Here is an 18,943-nt window from a genome sequence, read left to right as displayed (position 1 = left end):
TCATAAGGGAATACATTAAAAATATTTGCAAATTAATAAAAAATGAATAAAAAAGTAATAGTTTTTTGATAAATTGATAATTAAATAATGATTTTAATAAATAAATTTTATCAAAATATTAATTAGATTAAAAAAAATCTATAAATGACTTGAATTCACTTTCATAAAATGTTATAGTCTTTACATAAGCAAAAGATATTTTAAAGAATTTTTGCAGGATTTAAATTGCAAAATTCACTAAATGACATAACAAATGAAAAGGGGAATTTACTATGACAACATCAAATACATCTGTTAACAAGAGTAGATTAAAGCACCCACCAGGTCTATATCTATTATTTTTAACAGAAATGTGGGAGAGATTTAGTTACTACGGATTAAGATCACTTTTAATGCTTTATTTAACAGTAAGCTTTGTGCAAGGTGGTTTAGGATTTAGTGTAAGTTCAGGAGCGCTTATATACGCGGTATATACAGGTTTTACATATTTTACTCCAATAATTGGAGGATGGATTGCAGATAATTTCTTAGGTCAAAAGAAATCAATAATAATCGGTGCATCTATAATGGCAATAGGTAACTTTATGTTATTTATAGATAGCAGCAGAATAGGACTTTACATAGGACTAGCATTATTAATAATAGGTAATGGGTTCTTTAAACCAAATATATCAACAGTAGTTGGTCAACTTTATGATAAAGAGGATAAGCGTAAGGATTCAGCATTTACAATATTCTATATGGGTATAAATGTAGGATCATTAATAGCACCTTTAATATGTGGGTTATTAGCAGAAGACATCTTTGCAAAGACAGCAAATGGAGCAATTATAGAATATGGATTTAAATATGGTTTCTTAGCAGCTGCTATAGGAATGATACTTGGACAAATAATATTTATGATATTCTCACCTAAGTATTTAGCACATGTAGGTGAAGCACCAAAGGAAAGAACAAAAGAACAAAAGCAAGTTAGTCATGAACCTTTAACTAAGCAAGAAAAGAGAAGAGTAGCTTCTATATTCATATTAGCATTCTTTGTTATTTTCTTCTGGACAGGATTTGAACAAGCAGGAAGTTCATTAACAATGTTTACTCAAAAGTTAACTAATAGAGAGTTCTTTGGAATGACAATTCCAGTTGCATGGTTCCAATCAGTTAATCCAGTATTTGTACTTCTTCTTTCACCAATCTTAGCTAAACTATGGTTTAGATTAGCAAATAGAAAAAAAGGAGATTTACCAGTGCCAGTTAAAATGGCAATGGGTATGATTATCCTAGGTATTGGATTCTTATTTATGGTAGGAGCATGTATATCAATTGGAGGAGCAGAAAATCCAGTAGCTAAGGCTAGCATGTGGTGGGTAGTATTAACATACTTCTGTAACACAGTTGGAGAATTATGTTTATCACCAATAGGATTATCAATGGTATCAAAACTTGCACCTATTAAATATGCATCATTATTAATGGGTATGTGGCTTGCAGCATCAGGAATAGCTAATCTATTAGCAGGTGTTGTTGCATCAAGAATGGAAGCACTTGGACCTATGGAAATATTCGGTTCAATATCAGCTGTATGTATAGCATTAGGAGTAGTATTATTACTATGCAGTAAAAAAATTACGAAATTAATGGAATAGAATGAAATTTTGGCTATCTTCAATATTGAAGATAGCCTTTTTTGATTTTTATAATTTAAAAATAATCTTTCTTTATATTGTAAATAATATACCGATACATTTGACAAGTGTAGTAGCTAATAATACCATAATTAAAGAATATAATTTAGTGTTTTGGAGGGAAATGTAATGAAAAAAATGAGTACAAATATGCTTGTTATGATAGCGATGCTTTCAGCATTAGTTTTTTTAGGAACTTATATACACATCGAAATTCCAATAGGTGGAGGAGTTTCAATGATTCACTTAGGAACAACAGTAATATTTATAGTTGCAGTATTAATAGGAGAGAAGGCTGTTATTCCAGCTGCTATAGGAAGTGCTCTTATGGATGCCTTAACTCCAGCTTTTGTATTGTGGGTAATTCCAACCTTTATAATTAAAGGAGCAACAGGGTATGTAGCTGGGAAGGTTGCATTTATGAATGGAAAAGAAGGTAGAAGTACAATTCAAAATATAATAGGATTTATATTAGGTGGGTTAGTATCATTAGTTGGATATTTTATTGTAAATTGGGTAATCTTTAAAGGATGGGAAGGTGCTGTAACATCCCTTTTAACTTCAATTACAACAACTGTAATTGGTATAGTTATAGCAGTTCCTTTATCAATGGCTGTAAAAGCAGCAACAAGAGGATTTATTGAAAGAATTAACTAATATATAAGATAAGAAATGGAGAGAAAAATTTTGAAAAAGCCCATAAAAAGAGCTCTTATAATACATAGTTTATGTAGCGTAGGGAAAGCATCACTTACAAATATTATTCCTGTAATGAGTATTAGGGGTGTTGAGGCATGTCCTATACCATCCATTATATTATCAACTCATACAGGTGGATTTAATCCAATTGCTAGACTTGATAGTCAAAATTTTATAAAAGAAGCAACGGATTGTATAAGAGATAATGGAATAAACTTTGATTTAACCCTTATAGGATATTTAGGGGGAGTAGATAAGATACAAGAAACTATAGGCTATCTAAAGGAAAATAGAGAAGGAATAGTTGTATTAGATACTATATTTGGGGATAATGGCAAGCTTTATAATGGATTTACAGAAGAATATGTAGAGTATATGAGAGAACTTTTAAAGCTTAGTGATATAATTACACCGAATTTTACTGAAGCATTATACCTAACAGGAAGAGATGCTTCTGATATAGATAATTTTAATGAGGAAAATATAAAAGATGTAATTTATGACTTAAGAAAAATTGGAGCAAAAAATATAGTTATAACTTCTGTACCATGTAATAATATTGGAATAGGGGTAGCTGTTTGTGATGGTGAAAATATAAGAATTTTATGTCATGAAAAATTATCTAAATCATATCCGGGGACAGGAGATATCTTTACTGCAGTACTTTCAACTGAAATTTTAAAAGGAAATAATTTATTAGATGGAATTAATAAATCAGCAGAATTTGTTAAAGAATGCATAAAATATAGTATGGAATATGATTATCCTACAAAAGAAGGTGTACTTTTAGAAAAGCAATTATATAAATTATTATAAAAGACTATGTGTAAATCCTAATTTACACATAGTCTTTTTGTGATTCTAATAGTAATCTTTATAAGGGAAATAATATAATTAAAGCATCGCTATTATTATCTTTTATTAAATTTTGATATATAAAATGTTATTATTAGCGTTAATGCATAATCAAAAATGATAAATGCAACTTGTGCTACAATTAATAACATCCATAATGGAAGTGCAGGGATAGGTCCAACAAAAGAAATAAATATAAAGTATCCTATGAATAACATTATGTTAGAAAATACTAATTTTAATAGTATCTCTAAAGGAATATTCTTAAGCTTTTCAATATAGAATTTAACTAAACCAAAGATTCCAAAATATAAAATAAAAGGAATCATTATATCTAGAGGAATAATTAAAAATCCTATAATAGAAGATGCTATATATACAAATATACCTAATTTAATATTACTTCTCATAATTGCAATAGGCACATAACATGATGAAATTGTAAGTATAGCAAAGGTATTTATTGGTATAATCAAATTAATATATAAAGTAATAACAGTTAATGTAATTAATATTCCACCTAGGGTTATATCTTTAGTTTTTAAATTATTCATAAATCACAATCTCCCAATATTTATTAGCAGCAGCCGATTAAATCGCCACCAAAACATTCGCAAAGACTATCTAAACACCAAAGGTCTAAACAGCAGCTGCATGCATTGGCACCACCTGCACCAGAAGTTCTATATGGATTTCCATAATTATTTGCTCTTGAATTTATTTGGTTTAACGCCTGTCTATATTCAAAGTTGTTTGGATCCATGTTAACAGCTGTTTGAAGATGTTGAAGTCCTGAATCAAACCAACCTTTTTGAACATGACATATACCCATTAAAAAGTTCCATTCTGCATTTCTATTAGAAATAGAATTTAATTTAGTCTCAGCAGCGCCTATATTTCTAGTTTGAATAAGTCTTCTAATTTCTTGGAATGCATAAGCATCACTAGTATTTGAATTATTATAACTATTATTAGCTCCACTATTATATCCAGTATTGTTATTTGAATTGGTTTTTCCTTTTGTTAGCATATCATAAGCTTGATTTATTTCAGCAAGTTTTTCTTGAGCTAAATCCTTAAGTGGATTATCACCATATTGATCAGGATGATATTGCTTAACAAGCTTTCTATATGCACTTTTGATTTCTTCTTGAGATGCGCCTTCTTTTACGCCAAGTACTTCATATGGGTTCATTTTATAATTCACTGCCTTTCTTTTTACACTTACATTTATTCGTAGTATTTATGTATTTATCCATCATTCCAAGATTGATGATATTTTCTAAAATTTCTTTATTTCTATTAAGCGGAAGTTTATCAAGAATTTCTTTGCATGTAGATGCACAGCTAAATATACTGAATTCTAGCCTTTGTTTAATTCCTTCTAAGAATTCTTCATAAGGTAAGTTAGCCTTATTATATAAGAAATTAATAGGATTAAATTTAGTATCCTTCATATCTTCTTCTAAATCATCTAAAGCATCCATTAGATATATCCATTTTCCAAGAGAGTAACCAAAACGATAAAGTTCTGATCTAAGTTCTTTAGAATCATCTTTAAATTCATAAGGGAATTTCTCTAATATAACACCAACTATAATACTAAAAGGATCACATATCTCATCTATATACTTAAAGTCTTTAGTATTTTCAAGTCTTGTAAGCTCTTTTAGATTCTCTTCAATTACTGAATTTATCTCAACTATAGAAGATGGGAAACTCTTATGATAGGGTTTCATAAACATTAATGAGAATTTACTCTTTAATGAATTATCATCATTAACGTCATCTAATAACTTATAGTAAACAAGAGATACATTCATACTAGCTGCATAATTTATAGCTGTGTTATCTAATAATACAGGTTTCTTTTTTGCAGGGTGAGCCATACATCTTTTTAGCTCAATATTTAAACCTTCTTTAATTAGTCCATCTAAAAGCAATGCTAAAAATGTCATATCATAATTTAATGTCATTCTTGGAAGATTACCATATAGCTCTTTTATAGCAAAGCAAACCCCACAGTAATAGCTCTTAAATTGATTATATTCTCTGATTTTTAGTTCGGGTTTTAGAGGAGTTACGTAACCAAACAATAAAAAACACTCCTTTAAAAATTGTTATAAAGCTATTATACAATAAGTTTAATGTTTAAAACAGTATTTATGAATAGAAAGAAAATAGTATTAATAATTCTGTAGGTAATACATAAGAGGAAAATATATCTATATAAATGGTTAATGAAAGTATTAGGTAATAAAAATTTTTAATTATTAATTTCAGATATTAAGAATTATTTAGAATTCAAAGCTTAAAAATTATTATTGAAAAATATATACGGTTACATTTATTGAAAAGTGAATTTTAAACTATTTGTAAAGAATGTGGTAAAATATTTGATTTTAATACATATATTGGTATAATAATAAATGACCATTAGTCATATAAAGGGGTGATGATAAGTGAATAAGTTTGGTAAGTGGATCTCTAATCATACTAAAATAGTATTAATATTAACTGCCATATTAATAATTCCAGCTATTTTTGGAATTATAAATACAAGAATTAATTATGATATTTTAAGCTACTTACCACAGGATTTGGATTCTACTAAAGGGCAAAAGGTTCTAGATGATGTCTATTCAGATGCCGCAACATCAATGCTTATAATAGAGGGGATGAAAGATAAAGATGTTGTGGAACTTAAAGACAAAATTAAAAATATTAAAGGTGTAGAAAATGCTATTTGGGTAGACGATGCATTAGATATTTCTGCACCTAAGGATATGCTTCCAGATGCTGTGAAAAATCAATTGTTTAACGGAGATGCGACTATGGTAATTATTAAGTATAATAATTCATCTGCATCAGAAAGTACATTAAATGCAATTGGTGAAATAAAATCTATGACAAATAAACAATGTTTCTTAAGTGGAATGTCTGCAATACTTAAAGATACAAAGGATTTAGCAGACAAAGAAACTCCATTTTATGTGATATTAGCAGTAATTATTTCTTTAATAGTTTTATTAATTTCTATGGAGTCTACGTTTGTACCTATAATATTTTTAGTTTCTATAGGTATTGGAATATTGTTTAATCTTGGGACAAACATTATATTTGGCGAAATATCCTATATAACAAAAGCTTTGGCCGCTGTATTACAGCTAGGAGTTACTATGGATTACTCTATATTCTTAATGCATAGATATGAGGAGGAGCTTACAAGGTTTGAAGATAAAAAAGATGCTATGTCAGAAGCTATATCTACAACAATGCTATCTATTTCAGGTTCTTCTTTAACGACAATTGCAGGATTTTTAGCGCTATGTGCTATGGATTTAACACTTGGGAAAGACATTGGTATGGTTATGGCAAAGGGAGTTGTGCTAGGTGTTATTTGTTCTGTAACAGTGCTTCCGGCTCTAATACTAACATTTGATAAATTGATTCATAGATATAAACATAGGACTATAATTCCAAATTTTGATAAGTTATCAAAGACTGTAACTACTCATTATAAAGTTTTTATAGGTATATTTTTAGTTCTTTTAGTACCTGCTATATTTGGCTCTAGAAATGCTAAAGTCTATTATAACTTAGATGAAACATTACCTAAGGATATGCCATCTATAGTTGCAACAAACAAACTAAAAGATAAGTTTAATATGATGACAACACATTTTATTTTGGTAAATGATAATGTTAAGCCTTATAAGATAAAAGAAATGACAAATAAAATAGAGGATATAGAAGGAATTACATCTGTAATTTCTTATGATAAATTAATAGGTCCAGCTATTCCGGAAGAGTTCATACCAAAAGATATAAGAGAAATATTTAAAAAGGGTGGATATAATCTTATACTTGCAAATTCAGAGTATAAGGCTGCTAAAGACGAAGAAAATCAGCAAATTGATGAGATTATAAGTATAGTAAAAGGATATGATGAAAATGCATTAGTTGCAGGGGAAGGTCCTCTTACAAAAGACTTAATAACAACTTCTGATAGAGATTTTAAAATGGTATCAGTGTATTCAATAATAGCTATATTCTTAATAATCTTAATAGTATTTAGGTCAATATCAGTACCTATATTATTAGTTGCAGCAATAGAATTTGCAATATTTATAAATATGGGAATTCCTTATTATACAGGAAATGAGATACCTTTTGTAGCAAGTATAGTAATTGGTACTATTCAGCTTGGAGCTACTGTTGATTATGCAATATTAATGACATCTAGATTTAGAGAAGAGCTTAGAAAAGGGCATACAAAGCAAGAAGCAATACTAATTGCAGTGAAGGGATCAGCTAAATCTATAGTTACATCAGGACTTACATTCTTTGGAGCAACTGCTGCAGTAGCTATGGTTTCAGATATGGCTTTAATTAGAAGTCTTTGTTTCTTAATTTCTAGAGGAGCACTCATCAGTATGGCAGTAATACTTTTAATACTTCCATCATTTTTATTAGTCTCTGAAGGATTAATAAATAAAACGTCAATTAAATGGAGAGAAGGTTAAGGATAAGAGAGGTAAGGGGGAGAAATATTATGTATAAAGCAATGTCTAAAAAGGTAATAGCCTTAGTTATAATAGGATCAATGGGAGCAAGTACAGTTGCAGGAGCAGCAGAGATTAAAAAAGATGAAAGTGTCTATGTAAATCTAGATTCTAGTGGGAAGGTAGAAAAACAGACAGTAACTAATTGGATACACACAGATGAAGGAAATGTAGATATAGAAGATGAATCTAATCTTAAAAATATAGAAAATATAAAAGGTGATGAGAAGCCAGTTCAAGACGGAAATAAATTAAAGTGGAAAATAGATGATAGTGATCTTTATTATAAGGGGGATACGGACAAAAAGCTTCCTCTCGATGTGAATATAAATTACTACTTAAATGATGAGAAAATTAAAGAAAATGAACTTGCAGGCAAATCAGGTAAAATAAAAATAGAAATAGAGCTTAAAAATAATAGTTTTAAAGATGTAAATATTAAGGGTAAAAATAGAAAAATATATACGCCACTTACAACAGCTACTGTTGTTACACTTCCAGTTGATAAATTTAAAGATGTAACAATAAATGAAGGGACTATGATTTCAGAAGGTAATAATAACGTTATAGCATTTGCTGCATTCCCGGGATTAAGAGATAGTCTAGATATAGAAACAAAAGATTTAGATATAAATCTTGAAGATAGGCTTGTTATAGAAGGTTACACAGATAAGTTTGAACTTGGTCCTATAATGATAACTGCAACAACAGAAGTACCTGATTTAAGTAGTTTAGAAAAAGCAGATTCACTAGATGAAATAAAGAGTTCGCTAAATAAATTAAATGATGCTTCAGATGAGCTTCTTAAAGGAACAGGGGCTTTAAATGAAGGAATACTTACTGCAAAAAAGAAATTAGATGAAGGTAAGGGTGCATTAAATGATAATAGCTTAAAAGAAGCGTTAGGAATAATAAAATCAGATAAGCAAATAGAAAAGGCAAATAAATTAATTGATGATGCTTATTTTGCGAAAAATATAAATACAGATAATTTTAGGGAAGTATTAGCTTTGGTTACAGATGAGAATATAAATAAAATTAATACTTTAATAAAAGATGGAGAAGGCATATTAGAAAATAAGGAATTAATAGAGTCATCAGTCAACACATTTAAAGGTCTTTCAAATGATAACAACTTTAATAAATTATTACAAGATACATTGAAATTAAAAGAAGGTTATGAAAATATAAATCCTGAAACTTTAAAGAAGTTAAATGGAATGGTATCACTATTAAGTGGTCAAAATTTAATAAATGGGCAAAGTTTGATAAAGGGAGCCAAGGAGGCAAAAAATGCTGCGTCACCTATAGAGAATGTTTTATCAGGTGCAATTAGCTCATCACCAGGTGGGACGTTAGATCAAAAAACAAATAATTTCTTACTTGGTATAGATTCTAAGCTTAAGAAAACTCAGAATCTTTTAAGTAATGAAAATATAAATAATATGAATATAATGACTAAAGATATGAAAACTTACGGTTCAAGTTACTTGATATTAAAGGCTATGATTGCAGGTGATATGCAGCAAAATAAGATATCACTAGAGGAGGCAAAGGCTAAAGCAAATAAATATATTGATGCAGTATATGGTGAAAAAGGAGCGAGCCTAAAAGCTGTTATAAACAATCTTACAACAAATGATTTTACTCAAAATCAAATGAATTTAGATGCTAAAAAGATAGCTGGATATGGAGAACGTATGAAAGATATTATTGGCAATATTAAAGAACTTCAAGGATTAGAACCTATAATAAGTGCAACTGATAATGTATTATCAAATTCTAATTCTAGAGGAGTAATATCTAAGTTCTATTCAAATTATAGAAGTGATAGCAATCAAAAATTAATAAAAGGCCTCAAAGATGGAATATTAAATTTAAACTCTAATGATTTAAAAGCTATAGAAGGATTGAAGTCAAATTTAAATGATATAGCAGCAGATATAGAAGCAAATAAAAGCAATATAGACTCAATAAATAAAATGATGGATAGTATAAAAGGAAATCCAGAATTACTACAAAAGATTAATAAGTTTTCTAGTGCTTTAAAAAATTCACAAAGTACAATAGATGATATTCAAGAGGTTCTTTCAAAAGGAAATGGAAGTTTAAATGTTAAAGAAATTAAAGCATTAGGGGAAAAGTTAATTTTAATGCAACAAGACTTAAAAGATAGTGAAGATATTTTAAGAATAACTAAAGGTTCACTAGAAAAAAATAATGTTCAAAGAGCAAGAGAATTAATAAGTAGCTTACCTGAATTAGAAGAAGGGATAAATAAGCTTGCAGAAGGAAGTACTAAACTAAATAAAGGAATGGAAGAATTCAATAAAGAGGGAATAGAGAAATTAAATGATAATGGTAAAGAGGCTACAGAAAAAGTTGATGATTTAGTACAAGTTAAAGATGAAGTTGTAAAAATGTCAAAGGATTATGATACATTTACAGGCAAAGACAATAAGATGGATGGAACTGTAAAGTTTATTATGAAGACAAATGAAATAAAAGTTCAAGAGCCAGAAAATAATCAAGAAGAAAAGCAAGAGGAAAGTGGCGGATTTATTAATTGGATTAAGAATTTAATAAGCGATATATTTAATTAACTATAACAAATAAGATACGAATATAATAAAATATGTAAATTATAAGTTTTGGCATAAATATTTTGAAATTTGATTATAATAATAAAGACCTTTCAGAGAAAAGAAGGGTTACGTAGGTTTGAAGTTGCTGGTGTAAATCACCAGCTTTTTTTTTATTTAAAAGCAACTTTGGGAAGGTTTATTATTTTCAATAAATTCTATAGGGAAGGATTAGACTTATATTGTACTGAATATTTATAAGTTTATTGAGTTACTTATAGATAGAAAAATGGAAAAAGATAAAAAACCTACTTTTCAATAAAATGTTAAAAATAATCAATAATACGTAATAAATAGTTAGTGTTACAGAATATAATTCGTATATATACGAATGATAATAAAAAATAGAATAATAATGTTGACATGGAGTGGCGGTGGTGCTATTCTAAAATTACCAAAACAAATGTTAGAAAATAAGTAATAATATTCGTGTTTTAGAATTGGTGGAGGGGAAGAAATGGTTAATAATAGAACAATTTTCGTTGAGAAAAAAGAAGGATTTAATGTAGAAGGAAAGCTTTTATTAAATGACTTTAGAGAGAATTTAGGAATTGAGAATCTAGAAAGAGTAAGAGTTTTAAATAAATATATAATAGGGGAACTTGAAGAAAATTATTATAAGCAAGCATTACATACAATTTTTAGAGAACCACCAGTGGATAATGTACATGAAGACAAAATTAACATAGAAGATGATGAAATTGCTTTTGGAGTTGAATATTTACCAGGGCAATACGATCAAAGAGCAGATTCAGCTGAGGAATGTATAATGCTGTTGACAGCTGAAAATAGAGTAGAAGTAAAATCATCAAAGGTTATTATCTTAAAAGGTAACCTGTCTAAAGAAGTAGTAGATAAAATAAAAAACTACTATATCAATCCTGTAGATTCAAGAGAAGTAGATATATACTCAAATGAATTATCTAAAGAATTCAATGTACCAAAGGATGTAGAAATATTAAACGGATTTATAAATAAAGAAAAAGAAGAATTAGAAGAATTTCATAAGAGGCAAGGACTTGCAATGAGTCTAGAAGATTTAGAAATGATAAGAGATTACTTTAAAGAAGAAAATCGTGATCCAAGCATAACAGAAATAAAAGTAATAGATACTTACTGGTCAGATCACTGTAGACATACTACATTCGAAACATCTATAAAAGAAATCCAAATTGAAGAAAATAAATACACAAATCCAATAAAGAAAGCTTATGAAGCATATATAAAATCAAGAGATTTTGTATACGGAGAAGATACAACTAGAAAGATAAGCCTTATGGATATAGCAGTTATAACTATGAAAGAAATGAAGCTTAAAGGAATGCTTAATGATTTAGATCTTTCAGATGAAATAAATGCATGTTCAATAAAAGTTAATTTAGAAACTGATAAGGGAATAGAAGAATATCTTTTAATGTTCAAAAATGAAACTCATAACCATCCAACAGAAATTGAACCATTTGGAGGAGCAGCAACATGCTTAGGTGGTGCTATAAGAGATCCGCTTTCTGGAAGAACTTATGTATACCAAGCAATGAGAGTAACAGGAGCGTCTGATCCAACAGTAAAAATAGAGGAAACTTTAAAGGGAAAACTTCCTCAAAGAACAATAACACTTGGAGCTGCACATGGATATAGTTCATATGGAAATCAAATAGGACTAGCGACTGGACAAGTTGATGAAGTATATCATCCAAATTATGTAGCAAAGAGAATGGAAATTGGAGCAGTTATTGCAGCAGCACCAAAAGAAAATGTAGTAAGAGAAGAACCAAGTGAAGGTGACTTAGTAATTTTACTTGGTGGTAGAACTGGAAGAGATGGAGTTGGAGGAGCAACAGGTTCATCTAAAGAGCACACTGAAGATTCAATAGAGAATTGTGGAGCAGAAGTTCAAAAGGGTAATCCAGTAGTTGAAAGAAAGATACAAAGATTATTTAGAAACAAAGAAGTTTCTACAATGATAAAGCGATGTAATGATTTTGGAGCAGGTGGAGTATCTGTAGCAATTGGAGAGTTATGTAGAGGGCTTAGTATAGATTTAGATAAAGTTTTAAAGAAATATGATGGCTTAGATGGAACTGAACTTGCAGTATCAGAATCACAAGAAAGAATGGCTGTAGTTGTAACTAAGGAAAATGCAGAAAAGTTTATAAAGCTTTCAGAGGAAGAAAACTTAGAGGCTGTAGTAGTTGCAGAAGTTACATCTAATGAAAGATTACAAATGAAATGGAGAGATAAATTAATAGTTGATATAAAGAGAAGTTTCTTAGATACAAATGGAGCAACTCAAACTACAAATATTAAAGTTAAAGCTCCAACTGAATATCCATATGAAGTTAAAGAGTGTGATGTAAAAGAAAAATGGATAAATACCTTAAAGGAGTTAAATGTTTCAGGGAAACAAGGATTAATAGAAAGATTTGATTCAACTATAGGAAGTAATACAGTGCTTATGCCTCTTGGAGGAAAATATCAAAAGACCCCAGCAGAAGGAATGGCAGCTAAGATACCAGTATTAAATGGTGAAAGCAAGGATGCTTCACTTATGGCATATGGATTTAATCCATACCTTGGAACATGGAGTCCATTCCACATGGCATTTTACTCAGTTATAGAATCAGTTACTAAAATAGCTGCTATGGGTGGGGATTATAGAAAGATAAGATTAACTCTTCAAGAATATTTTGAAAAGCTTGGATGCGACGAAGAGAGATGGGGTAAGCCATTTAGTGCATTACTTGGAGCATATAAAGCTCAAATAGATCTTGGAATTCCTGCAATTGGAGGTAAAGATTCAATGTCAGGAAGCTTTGGAGATATAGATGTACCACCAAGTTTAGTATCATTTGCAGTGGTAGTAGAAAAAGCAAGTAAGATTATATCACCAGAATTTAAGAAAACAAATTCAACTTTAATACTTTTAGCACCAAGAAAGTTAGAAGATGGAACAATAGAAATGGAAGGGTTTAAGAGAAATTTAGAAAGACTATATGATCTTATCTCAGAAGAGAAAGTAATATCAGCTTATTCAATTAAATTTGGAGGCGTAGCAGAAGGTATTACAAAGATGACACTGGGAAATAGAATAGGAGCTTCAATAAATAACCTTTCAGAAGAAGAGCTATTTGGATTTAACTATGGAAGCTTAATTTTAGAAGTACCAGAGGATATAAATATAGAAAAAGAATTTGAAGGAACAAGGTATAAAGTTATAGGTAAAACTTTAGGAAGTTCACATGTTATATGTAATCAATATGACTTAGATTTTAATATAGAAGATTTAGAAAAGGCTTATGAAGAAAAGTTAGAGCCAGTATTTAAATCAAAGACAAAGGAAATTAATAAAAGGATAGAAGTAGATTTAAAAGAAGAGATAGGAGCTACATCATCAAAGATTAAAGTAGCAAAACCTAGAGTTGTAATTCCAGTATTCCCAGGAACAAACTGTGAGTATGATTGTGCAAGAGCATTTAGAAATGAGGGTGCTGAAGTTTCAGAAGTTCTTTTAAGAAACTTAAATAAAGAAGCTCTTTTAGAATCAATAGATAATTTAAAAAGAGAAATTGATAGGTCACAAATAATAATGCTTCCAGGTGGTTTCTCAGCAGGAGATGAGCCAGATGGATCAGCTAAATTCATAGCAACAATATTTAGAAATGAAAAAATAAAAGAAAGTGTTATGGATCTTTTAAACAATAGAGATGGATTAATTCTTGGAATATGCAATGGCTTCCAAGCACTTGTGAAATTAGGGTTACTTCCATATGGAGAAATTAGAGATATAGAAGAAGATATGGCAACACTAACTTACAATGATATAAATAGACACATGTCAAGTATGATAAATACAAAGGTTGTTTCAAAGAAGTCACCTTGGTTTAGTGAAGTAGAACTTGGAGAAATTCATACAGTTCCAATATCACATGGTGAAGGAAGATTCGTTGTGCCAGATAGTCTATTAAATGAACTTAAAGAAAATGGACAAATAGCTACACAATATGTTGACCTAAATGGTGAAGCAACAATGGATATGCCATATAATCCAAATGGTTCATTACTAGGAATCGAAGGAATTACAAGTAGAGATGGAAGAATACTTGGTAAGATGGCTCACAGCGAAAGAATTGGAGAAAATCTTTATAAAAATATAGTAGGAAACTTTGATCAGAAGATATTTAAATCAGGAGTAAATTATTTTAAATAAGGAGTGTTTTTAAATGAAAGTAGCAATATTTTTTGGAAGCAAATCTGATACAGATGTTATGAAGGGAGCCGCAAATGCTTTAAAAGAGTTCAACATTGAATATAAAGCATTTGTATTATCAGCACATAGAGTACCAGAAAAACTTATGGAAACTTTAAAGACTATAGAAGATGAAGGATGCGAAGTTATCATTGCAGGAGCGGGACTTGCAGCGCATCTTCCAGGAGTAATTGCAAGCCATACAACAATGCCGGTTATAGGTGTTCCAGTAAAAGCAGCAGTTGAAGGAATGGATGCATTACTTTCAATAGTTCAAATGCCAAAATCAATACCAGTTGCAACAGTTGGAATAAATAATAGTTATAATGCAGGAATGTTAGCAGTTCAAATGCTTTCATTAAAATATCCAGAGATTAAAAAAGATTTAATTAACTTTAGAAGTAGAATGAAAAAAAGATTTATAGAAGAAAATGCTGAAGGAGTGGAATTATAATGACTAATAAATTAGAAATGTTATATGAAGGAAAAGCAAAACAAATATTTAGAACTGATAAGGAAAATGAGGTTATAGTTCATTACAAAGATGATGCAACAGCATTTAATGGAGAAAAGAAAGCTTCAATAGATAATAAGGGAGTTTTAAATAATGCAATAACATCTAATATTTTTGAAATGTTAAATGAGGCTGGAATAAAGACTCACTTTATAAAGAAGTTAAATGATAGAGATCAATTATGCAAGAAGGTAGAGATAGTTCCTCTTGAAGTAATAGTTAGAAATGTAGCAGCAGGAAGTATGGCAAAGAGACTTGGACTTGAAGAAGGTTTTGAGCTTAAGACTACAGTATTTGAATTATCATATAAAGATGATGAACTAGGTGATCCACTTATAAATGATTATCATGCAGTAGGAATTGGAGCTACAACTTTTGAAGAGCTTAATAAAATTTATGAAATGACAGCTAAAATAAATGATTTATTAAAAGAGTTCTTTAAGAAGCAAAATATAAATCTAATAGATTTTAAAATAGAATTTGGAAGAGATGAGAATGGGGAAGTTTTATTAGCTGATGAAATATCACCAGATACTTGCAGATTTTGGGATGCTACAACTGGAGAAAAGCTAGATAAAGATAGATTTAGAAGAGATATGGGAAATGTAGAAGAAGCATATCAAGAGATATTAAAGAGAATTAAAGGGTAAAAAGTAATTTAAAAAAAGAGAGGTAGTGGCTTATGATTAATCCGCATAATTTTGATATTATGGATCCACAAAATGATAAGTTTAAAGATGAATGTGGTGTTTTTGGAGTTTATTCAAGTAGACCAATGGATGTTGCATCTGTAACATACTATGGACTATATGCACTTCAACATAGAGGACAAGAAAGTACTGGAATTGCAGTAGCTAATGGAGAAGAAATAAAAGCACATAAAGGACTTGGAATTATAACAGAAGCTTTTAATAAAGAAGATTTAGAAAGACTAAGAAATGCAAATGGAAATATTTCAATTGGTCATGTTAGATATTCTACTGCGGGATCTAAGACAATTGAGAATTCACAACCGCTTTTAAGTAGTACAAAACTTGGCCCTATAGCAACAGCTCATAATGGAAACTTAGTAAATGGGGATGTTATAAGAGAACTATTAGAAGATGGTGGACATGTATTCCATACATCAGTAGATTCAGAAGTTATAACTAGTCTTATAGCAAGAGGATCAAAAAGGGGTATTGAGAGAGCAGTAATTGATGCTATATCAGCAGTTAGAGGATCTTTCGCTATGGTAATTATGACAAAAGATAAACTTATTGGGGTAAGGGATCCAAATGGAATAAGACCATTATGTCTTGGTAGATATGAAGAAGGATATGTATTAGCATCTGAAAGCTGTGCACTAGATGCAGTTGGAGCAGAATTTGTAAGAGATGTTGCAGCAGGTGAAATAGTTGTTATAGATGAAAATGGTATTAAGAGCTATAGATATTCAGAAAATACATCATGTCAAACTTGTTCCTTTGAGTATATATACTTTGCAAGACCAGACTCTACTATAGATGGATTAGATGTTCATACTACAAGAGTTAAACAAGGAGAAGAACTATTTAAAGAGTATCCAATAGATGCAGATTTAGTAGTTGCAGTACCAGACTCTGGAATACCAGCAGCTATGGGATATGCTAAAGCTTCTGGAATACCTTATGATATTGGATTTGTTAAAAATAGATATATAGCAAGAACATTTATAACTCCTTCTCAAGAAATGAGAGAAAGAGCAGTTGCAGTTAAGCTTAATCCATTAAAGATTAATGTAAAGGGCAAAAGAGTAATATTAATAGATGATTCAATCGTTAGAGGAACAACTTCAAAACATTTAATTGACTCATTAAGAAGAGCTGGAGCTTTAGAAGTACACTTCTTGGTTGCATCACCTATAGTTAAGTATCCATGCTATTTTGGGATAGATACACCATATAGAAGTGAATTAATTGGTGCAAATAAGAGTGTAGAAGAAATAAGAGAAACAATAGGCTGTGATTCCTTAGGATATTTAAGTCTTGAAGGTGTATATGCAAGCTGTAGTGGAAGACGTAATTTCTGTGTTGGGTGCTTTAATGGAATATATCCAGTATCAGCACCAATGGAAGCATTAGATGATAATCTTGAAAGGTAGGATTTAAGATATGATAACTTACAAAGATAGTGGAGTAAATATTGAAGAAGGATATAGATCAGTTAAGCTTATACAAGAGTATGCAAAGAAAACTATGGGTGAATATGTTTTAAATGGACTTGGTTCCTTTGCAGGAATGGTAGAGCTTCCATCAGGATATGAAAAACCAGTTTTAGTTTCAGGTACAGATGGAGTTGGTACTAAAATTGATATTGCATGCAAAAAGAGAAAGTACGATACAGTTGGTATTGATTGTGTTGCAATGTGTGTAAATGATATTTTATGTCATGGTGCTAAGCCATTATTTTTCTTAGACTATATAGCATGTGGAAAGCTTGAAGCAGAAGTTTCATCAGATTTAGTAAAGGGTGTATCAGATGGATGTATTCAATCAGACTGTTCTCTAATTGGTGGAGAAACAGCTGAAATGCCAGGGTTTTATAAAGATGGAGATTACGATGTAGCAGGATTTGCAGTAGGAATAGTTGATAAAGATAAGATTATAAATGGGAAAAATATAAAACCAGGGGATAAGTTAATTGGAATTAAGTCATCAGGAATTCATTCAAATGGATATTCTTTAGTTAGAAAATTATTCAAAGATTTAGATGAAGAATTTTTAGGTAAACCATTATGGGAAACATTACTTGTACCTACAAAGATATATGTTAAACCAGTTTTAAAATTAATAGAAAAATATGAGATAAAGGGTATGTCTCATATAACTGGTGGAGGATTTATTGAGAATGTTCCAAGAATGTTTAGTAAAGATGGATTAACTGCTGTTATAAATAAAGATAGCTATCCATTACCAGAAATATTTGAAAAGATGATTGAACTTGGAGTAGATAAAGATCATATGTACAACACTTTCAACATGGGAATAGGGTTTATACTATGTGTAAATGAAAAAGATGTAGATAGTATACTTAGAGATTTATTAGAAATGGGAGAAGCTGCTTATGAAATAGGAAGTGTTATCTCAGGAGGTGAGGGCGTTTGTTTAAAATAGCAGTCCTTGCATCTGGAAGTGGAAGTAACTTGCAATCAATAATAGATAATATAGAAAATGGTTTTTTAGATTGCAAAATAGACATGATTGTAGGAAGCAAAGAAGGGATATATGCACTCGAGAGAGGGAAAAAGAATAATATAGATACTTTTGTTATATCAAGAAAAGAGTATGGACAAGGTACATCAGATAAGATATTAGAACTTGCAAGAGAAAGAGAAATTGATCTAATTGTCCTTGCTGGATATTTATCTATATTAGATGGGGAGCTTTTAAAGGAATATAAAGACAGAATTATAAATATTCATCCATCTTTAATTCCATCTTTTTGTGGTGATAAGATGTATGGACTTAATGTCCATAAAGCAGCAATTAATAAGGGAGTAAAGGTATCAGGATGTACTGTTCATTTTGTAAATGATGAGGTAGATGGGGGAGAGATAATCCTTCAAGAAGCAGTTCCAGTACATTTTGAAGATACTCCAGAAGAACTTCAAAAAAGAGTATTGGTAAAAGAACATAAACTACTTCCATTAGCTATTAAGTATATAAGCGAAGGAAAAATAGAGATTAAAAGTGGTAGAGTAAATATTTTAAAATAGGGAG

At 29.9% G+C, this 18,943-nt stretch carries 14 protein-coding genes; 11 read left to right on the top strand and 3 right to left on the bottom strand.

The features are described from left to right. Positions 1-272: 272 nt before the first annotated feature. The 3 genes from K5V21_RS17420 (at position 273) to K5V21_RS17430 (ending at position 3,197) form a co-directional block, all read left to right on the top strand. Positions 273-1,643, top strand: a complete 1,371-nt coding sequence (locus K5V21_RS17420; RefSeq protein WP_221862351.1) for a peptide MFS transporter — start codon at positions 273-275, stop codon at positions 1,641-1,643. Positions 1,644-1,811: 168 nt separating this feature from the next. Further along, positions 1,812-2,339, top strand: coding sequence for an ECF transporter S component (locus tag K5V21_RS17425; RefSeq protein ID WP_204594460.1), 528 nt, complete (start codon positions 1,812-1,814; stop codon positions 2,337-2,339). Positions 2,340-2,369: 30 nt separating this feature from the next. Next, positions 2,370-3,197, top strand: coding sequence for a pyridoxamine kinase (locus K5V21_RS17430; protein WP_221862352.1), 828 nt, complete (start codon positions 2,370-2,372; stop codon positions 3,195-3,197). A gap of 95 nt (positions 3,198-3,292) precedes the next feature. On the opposite strand, the gene K5V21_RS17435 is transcribed toward K5V21_RS17430, so the two are convergent. The 3 genes from K5V21_RS17435 to K5V21_RS17445 are packed head-to-tail and all read right to left on the bottom strand — an operon-like array spanning position 3,293 to position 5,332. Beyond that, complete coding sequence (locus K5V21_RS17435) at positions 3,293-3,790, bottom strand: hypothetical protein (protein ID WP_221862353.1); 498 nt, start codon at positions 3,788-3,790, stop codon at positions 3,293-3,295. Positions 3,791-3,813: 23 nt separating this feature from the next. Continuing rightward, complete coding sequence (locus K5V21_RS17440) at positions 3,814-4,431, bottom strand: J domain-containing protein (protein WP_221862354.1); 618 nt, start codon at positions 4,429-4,431, stop codon at positions 3,814-3,816. Position 4,432: 1 nt separating this feature from the next. Continuing rightward, complete coding sequence (locus K5V21_RS17445) at positions 4,433-5,332, bottom strand: DUF5685 family protein (protein ID WP_221862355.1); 900 nt, start codon at positions 5,330-5,332, stop codon at positions 4,433-4,435. A gap of 366 nt (positions 5,333-5,698) precedes the next feature. On the opposite strand from K5V21_RS17445, the gene K5V21_RS17450 reads away from it, so the two are divergent. The 8 genes from K5V21_RS17450 (at position 5,699) to purN (ending at position 18,939) form a co-directional block, all read left to right on the top strand. Beyond that, complete coding sequence (locus K5V21_RS17450) at positions 5,699-7,762, top strand: efflux RND transporter permease subunit (RefSeq protein ID WP_221862356.1); 2,064 nt, start codon at positions 5,699-5,701, stop codon at positions 7,760-7,762. 29 nt (positions 7,763-7,791) lie between these two features. Beyond that, a complete protein-coding gene (locus tag K5V21_RS17455; protein ID WP_221862357.1) occupies positions 7,792-10,404 on the top strand; it encodes a hypothetical protein in 2,613 nt (870 codons plus the stop codon). A gap of 496 nt (positions 10,405-10,900) precedes the next feature. Then, a complete protein-coding gene (locus tag K5V21_RS17460) occupies positions 10,901-14,650 on the top strand; it encodes a phosphoribosylformylglycinamidine synthase (RefSeq protein WP_221862358.1) in 3,750 nt (1,249 codons plus the stop codon). A gap of 13 nt (positions 14,651-14,663) precedes the next feature. Then, entirely contained in the window at positions 14,664-15,143 is a 480-nt protein-coding gene (gene purE, locus K5V21_RS17465; protein ID WP_221862359.1) for a 5-(carboxyamino)imidazole ribonucleotide mutase, read from the top strand. Then, complete coding sequence (gene purC, locus K5V21_RS17470) at positions 15,143-15,853, top strand: phosphoribosylaminoimidazolesuccinocarboxamide synthase (RefSeq protein ID WP_221862360.1); 711 nt, start codon at positions 15,143-15,145, stop codon at positions 15,851-15,853. The genes purE and purC overlap by 1 nt, the downstream gene beginning before the upstream one ends. A 32-nt stretch (positions 15,854-15,885) precedes the next feature. After that, complete coding sequence (gene purF, locus K5V21_RS17475; protein ID WP_221862361.1) at positions 15,886-17,325, top strand: amidophosphoribosyltransferase; 1,440 nt, start codon at positions 15,886-15,888, stop codon at positions 17,323-17,325. A gap of 10 nt (positions 17,326-17,335) precedes the next feature. Next, positions 17,336-18,337, top strand: a complete 1,002-nt coding sequence (gene purM / locus K5V21_RS17480; protein WP_221862362.1) for a phosphoribosylformylglycinamidine cyclo-ligase — start codon at positions 17,336-17,338, stop codon at positions 18,335-18,337. Beyond that, a complete protein-coding gene (gene purN / locus K5V21_RS17485; RefSeq protein ID WP_221862363.1) occupies positions 18,325-18,939 on the top strand; it encodes a phosphoribosylglycinamide formyltransferase in 615 nt (204 codons plus the stop codon). The genes purM and purN overlap by 13 nt, the downstream gene beginning before the upstream one ends. The last annotated feature ends 4 nt before the right edge of the window (positions 18,940-18,943 follow it).

It is taken from the genome of Clostridium sardiniense (assembly GCF_019753795.1).
Lineage (GTDB): Bacteria > Bacillota > Clostridia > Clostridiales > Clostridiaceae > Clostridium > Clostridium sardiniense.
This window is presented reverse-complemented; position numbering and strand designations above follow the sequence as displayed.

Bases quoted from the DNA above. Each gene is read 5' to 3' on its own strand.
- K5V21_RS17420 (WP_221862351.1), top strand. From the start codon at position 273: ATGACAACATCAAATACATCTGTTAACAAGAGTAGATTAAAGCACCCA.
- K5V21_RS17425 (WP_204594460.1), top strand. From the start codon at position 1,812: ATGAAAAAAATGAGTACAAATATGCTTGTTATGATAGCGATGCTTTCA.
- K5V21_RS17435 (WP_221862353.1), bottom strand. From the start codon at position 3,790: ATGAATAATTTAAAAACTAAAGATATAACCCTAGGTGGAATATTAATT.
- K5V21_RS17440 (WP_221862354.1), bottom strand. From the start codon at position 4,431: ATGAACCCATATGAAGTACTTGGCGTAAAAGAAGGCGCATCTCAAGAA.
- K5V21_RS17455 (WP_221862357.1), top strand. From the start codon at position 7,792: ATGTATAAAGCAATGTCTAAAAAGGTAATAGCCTTAGTTATAATAGGA.
- K5V21_RS17460 (WP_221862358.1), top strand. From the start codon at position 10,901: ATGGTTAATAATAGAACAATTTTCGTTGAGAAAAAAGAAGGATTTAAT.
- purE (WP_221862359.1), top strand. From the start codon at position 14,664: ATGAAAGTAGCAATATTTTTTGGAAGCAAATCTGATACAGATGTTATG.
- purC (WP_221862360.1), top strand. From the start codon at position 15,143: ATGACTAATAAATTAGAAATGTTATATGAAGGAAAAGCAAAACAAATA.
- purF (WP_221862361.1), top strand. From the start codon at position 15,886: ATGATTAATCCGCATAATTTTGATATTATGGATCCACAAAATGATAAG.
- purM (WP_221862362.1), top strand. From the start codon at position 17,336: ATGATAACTTACAAAGATAGTGGAGTAAATATTGAAGAAGGATATAGA.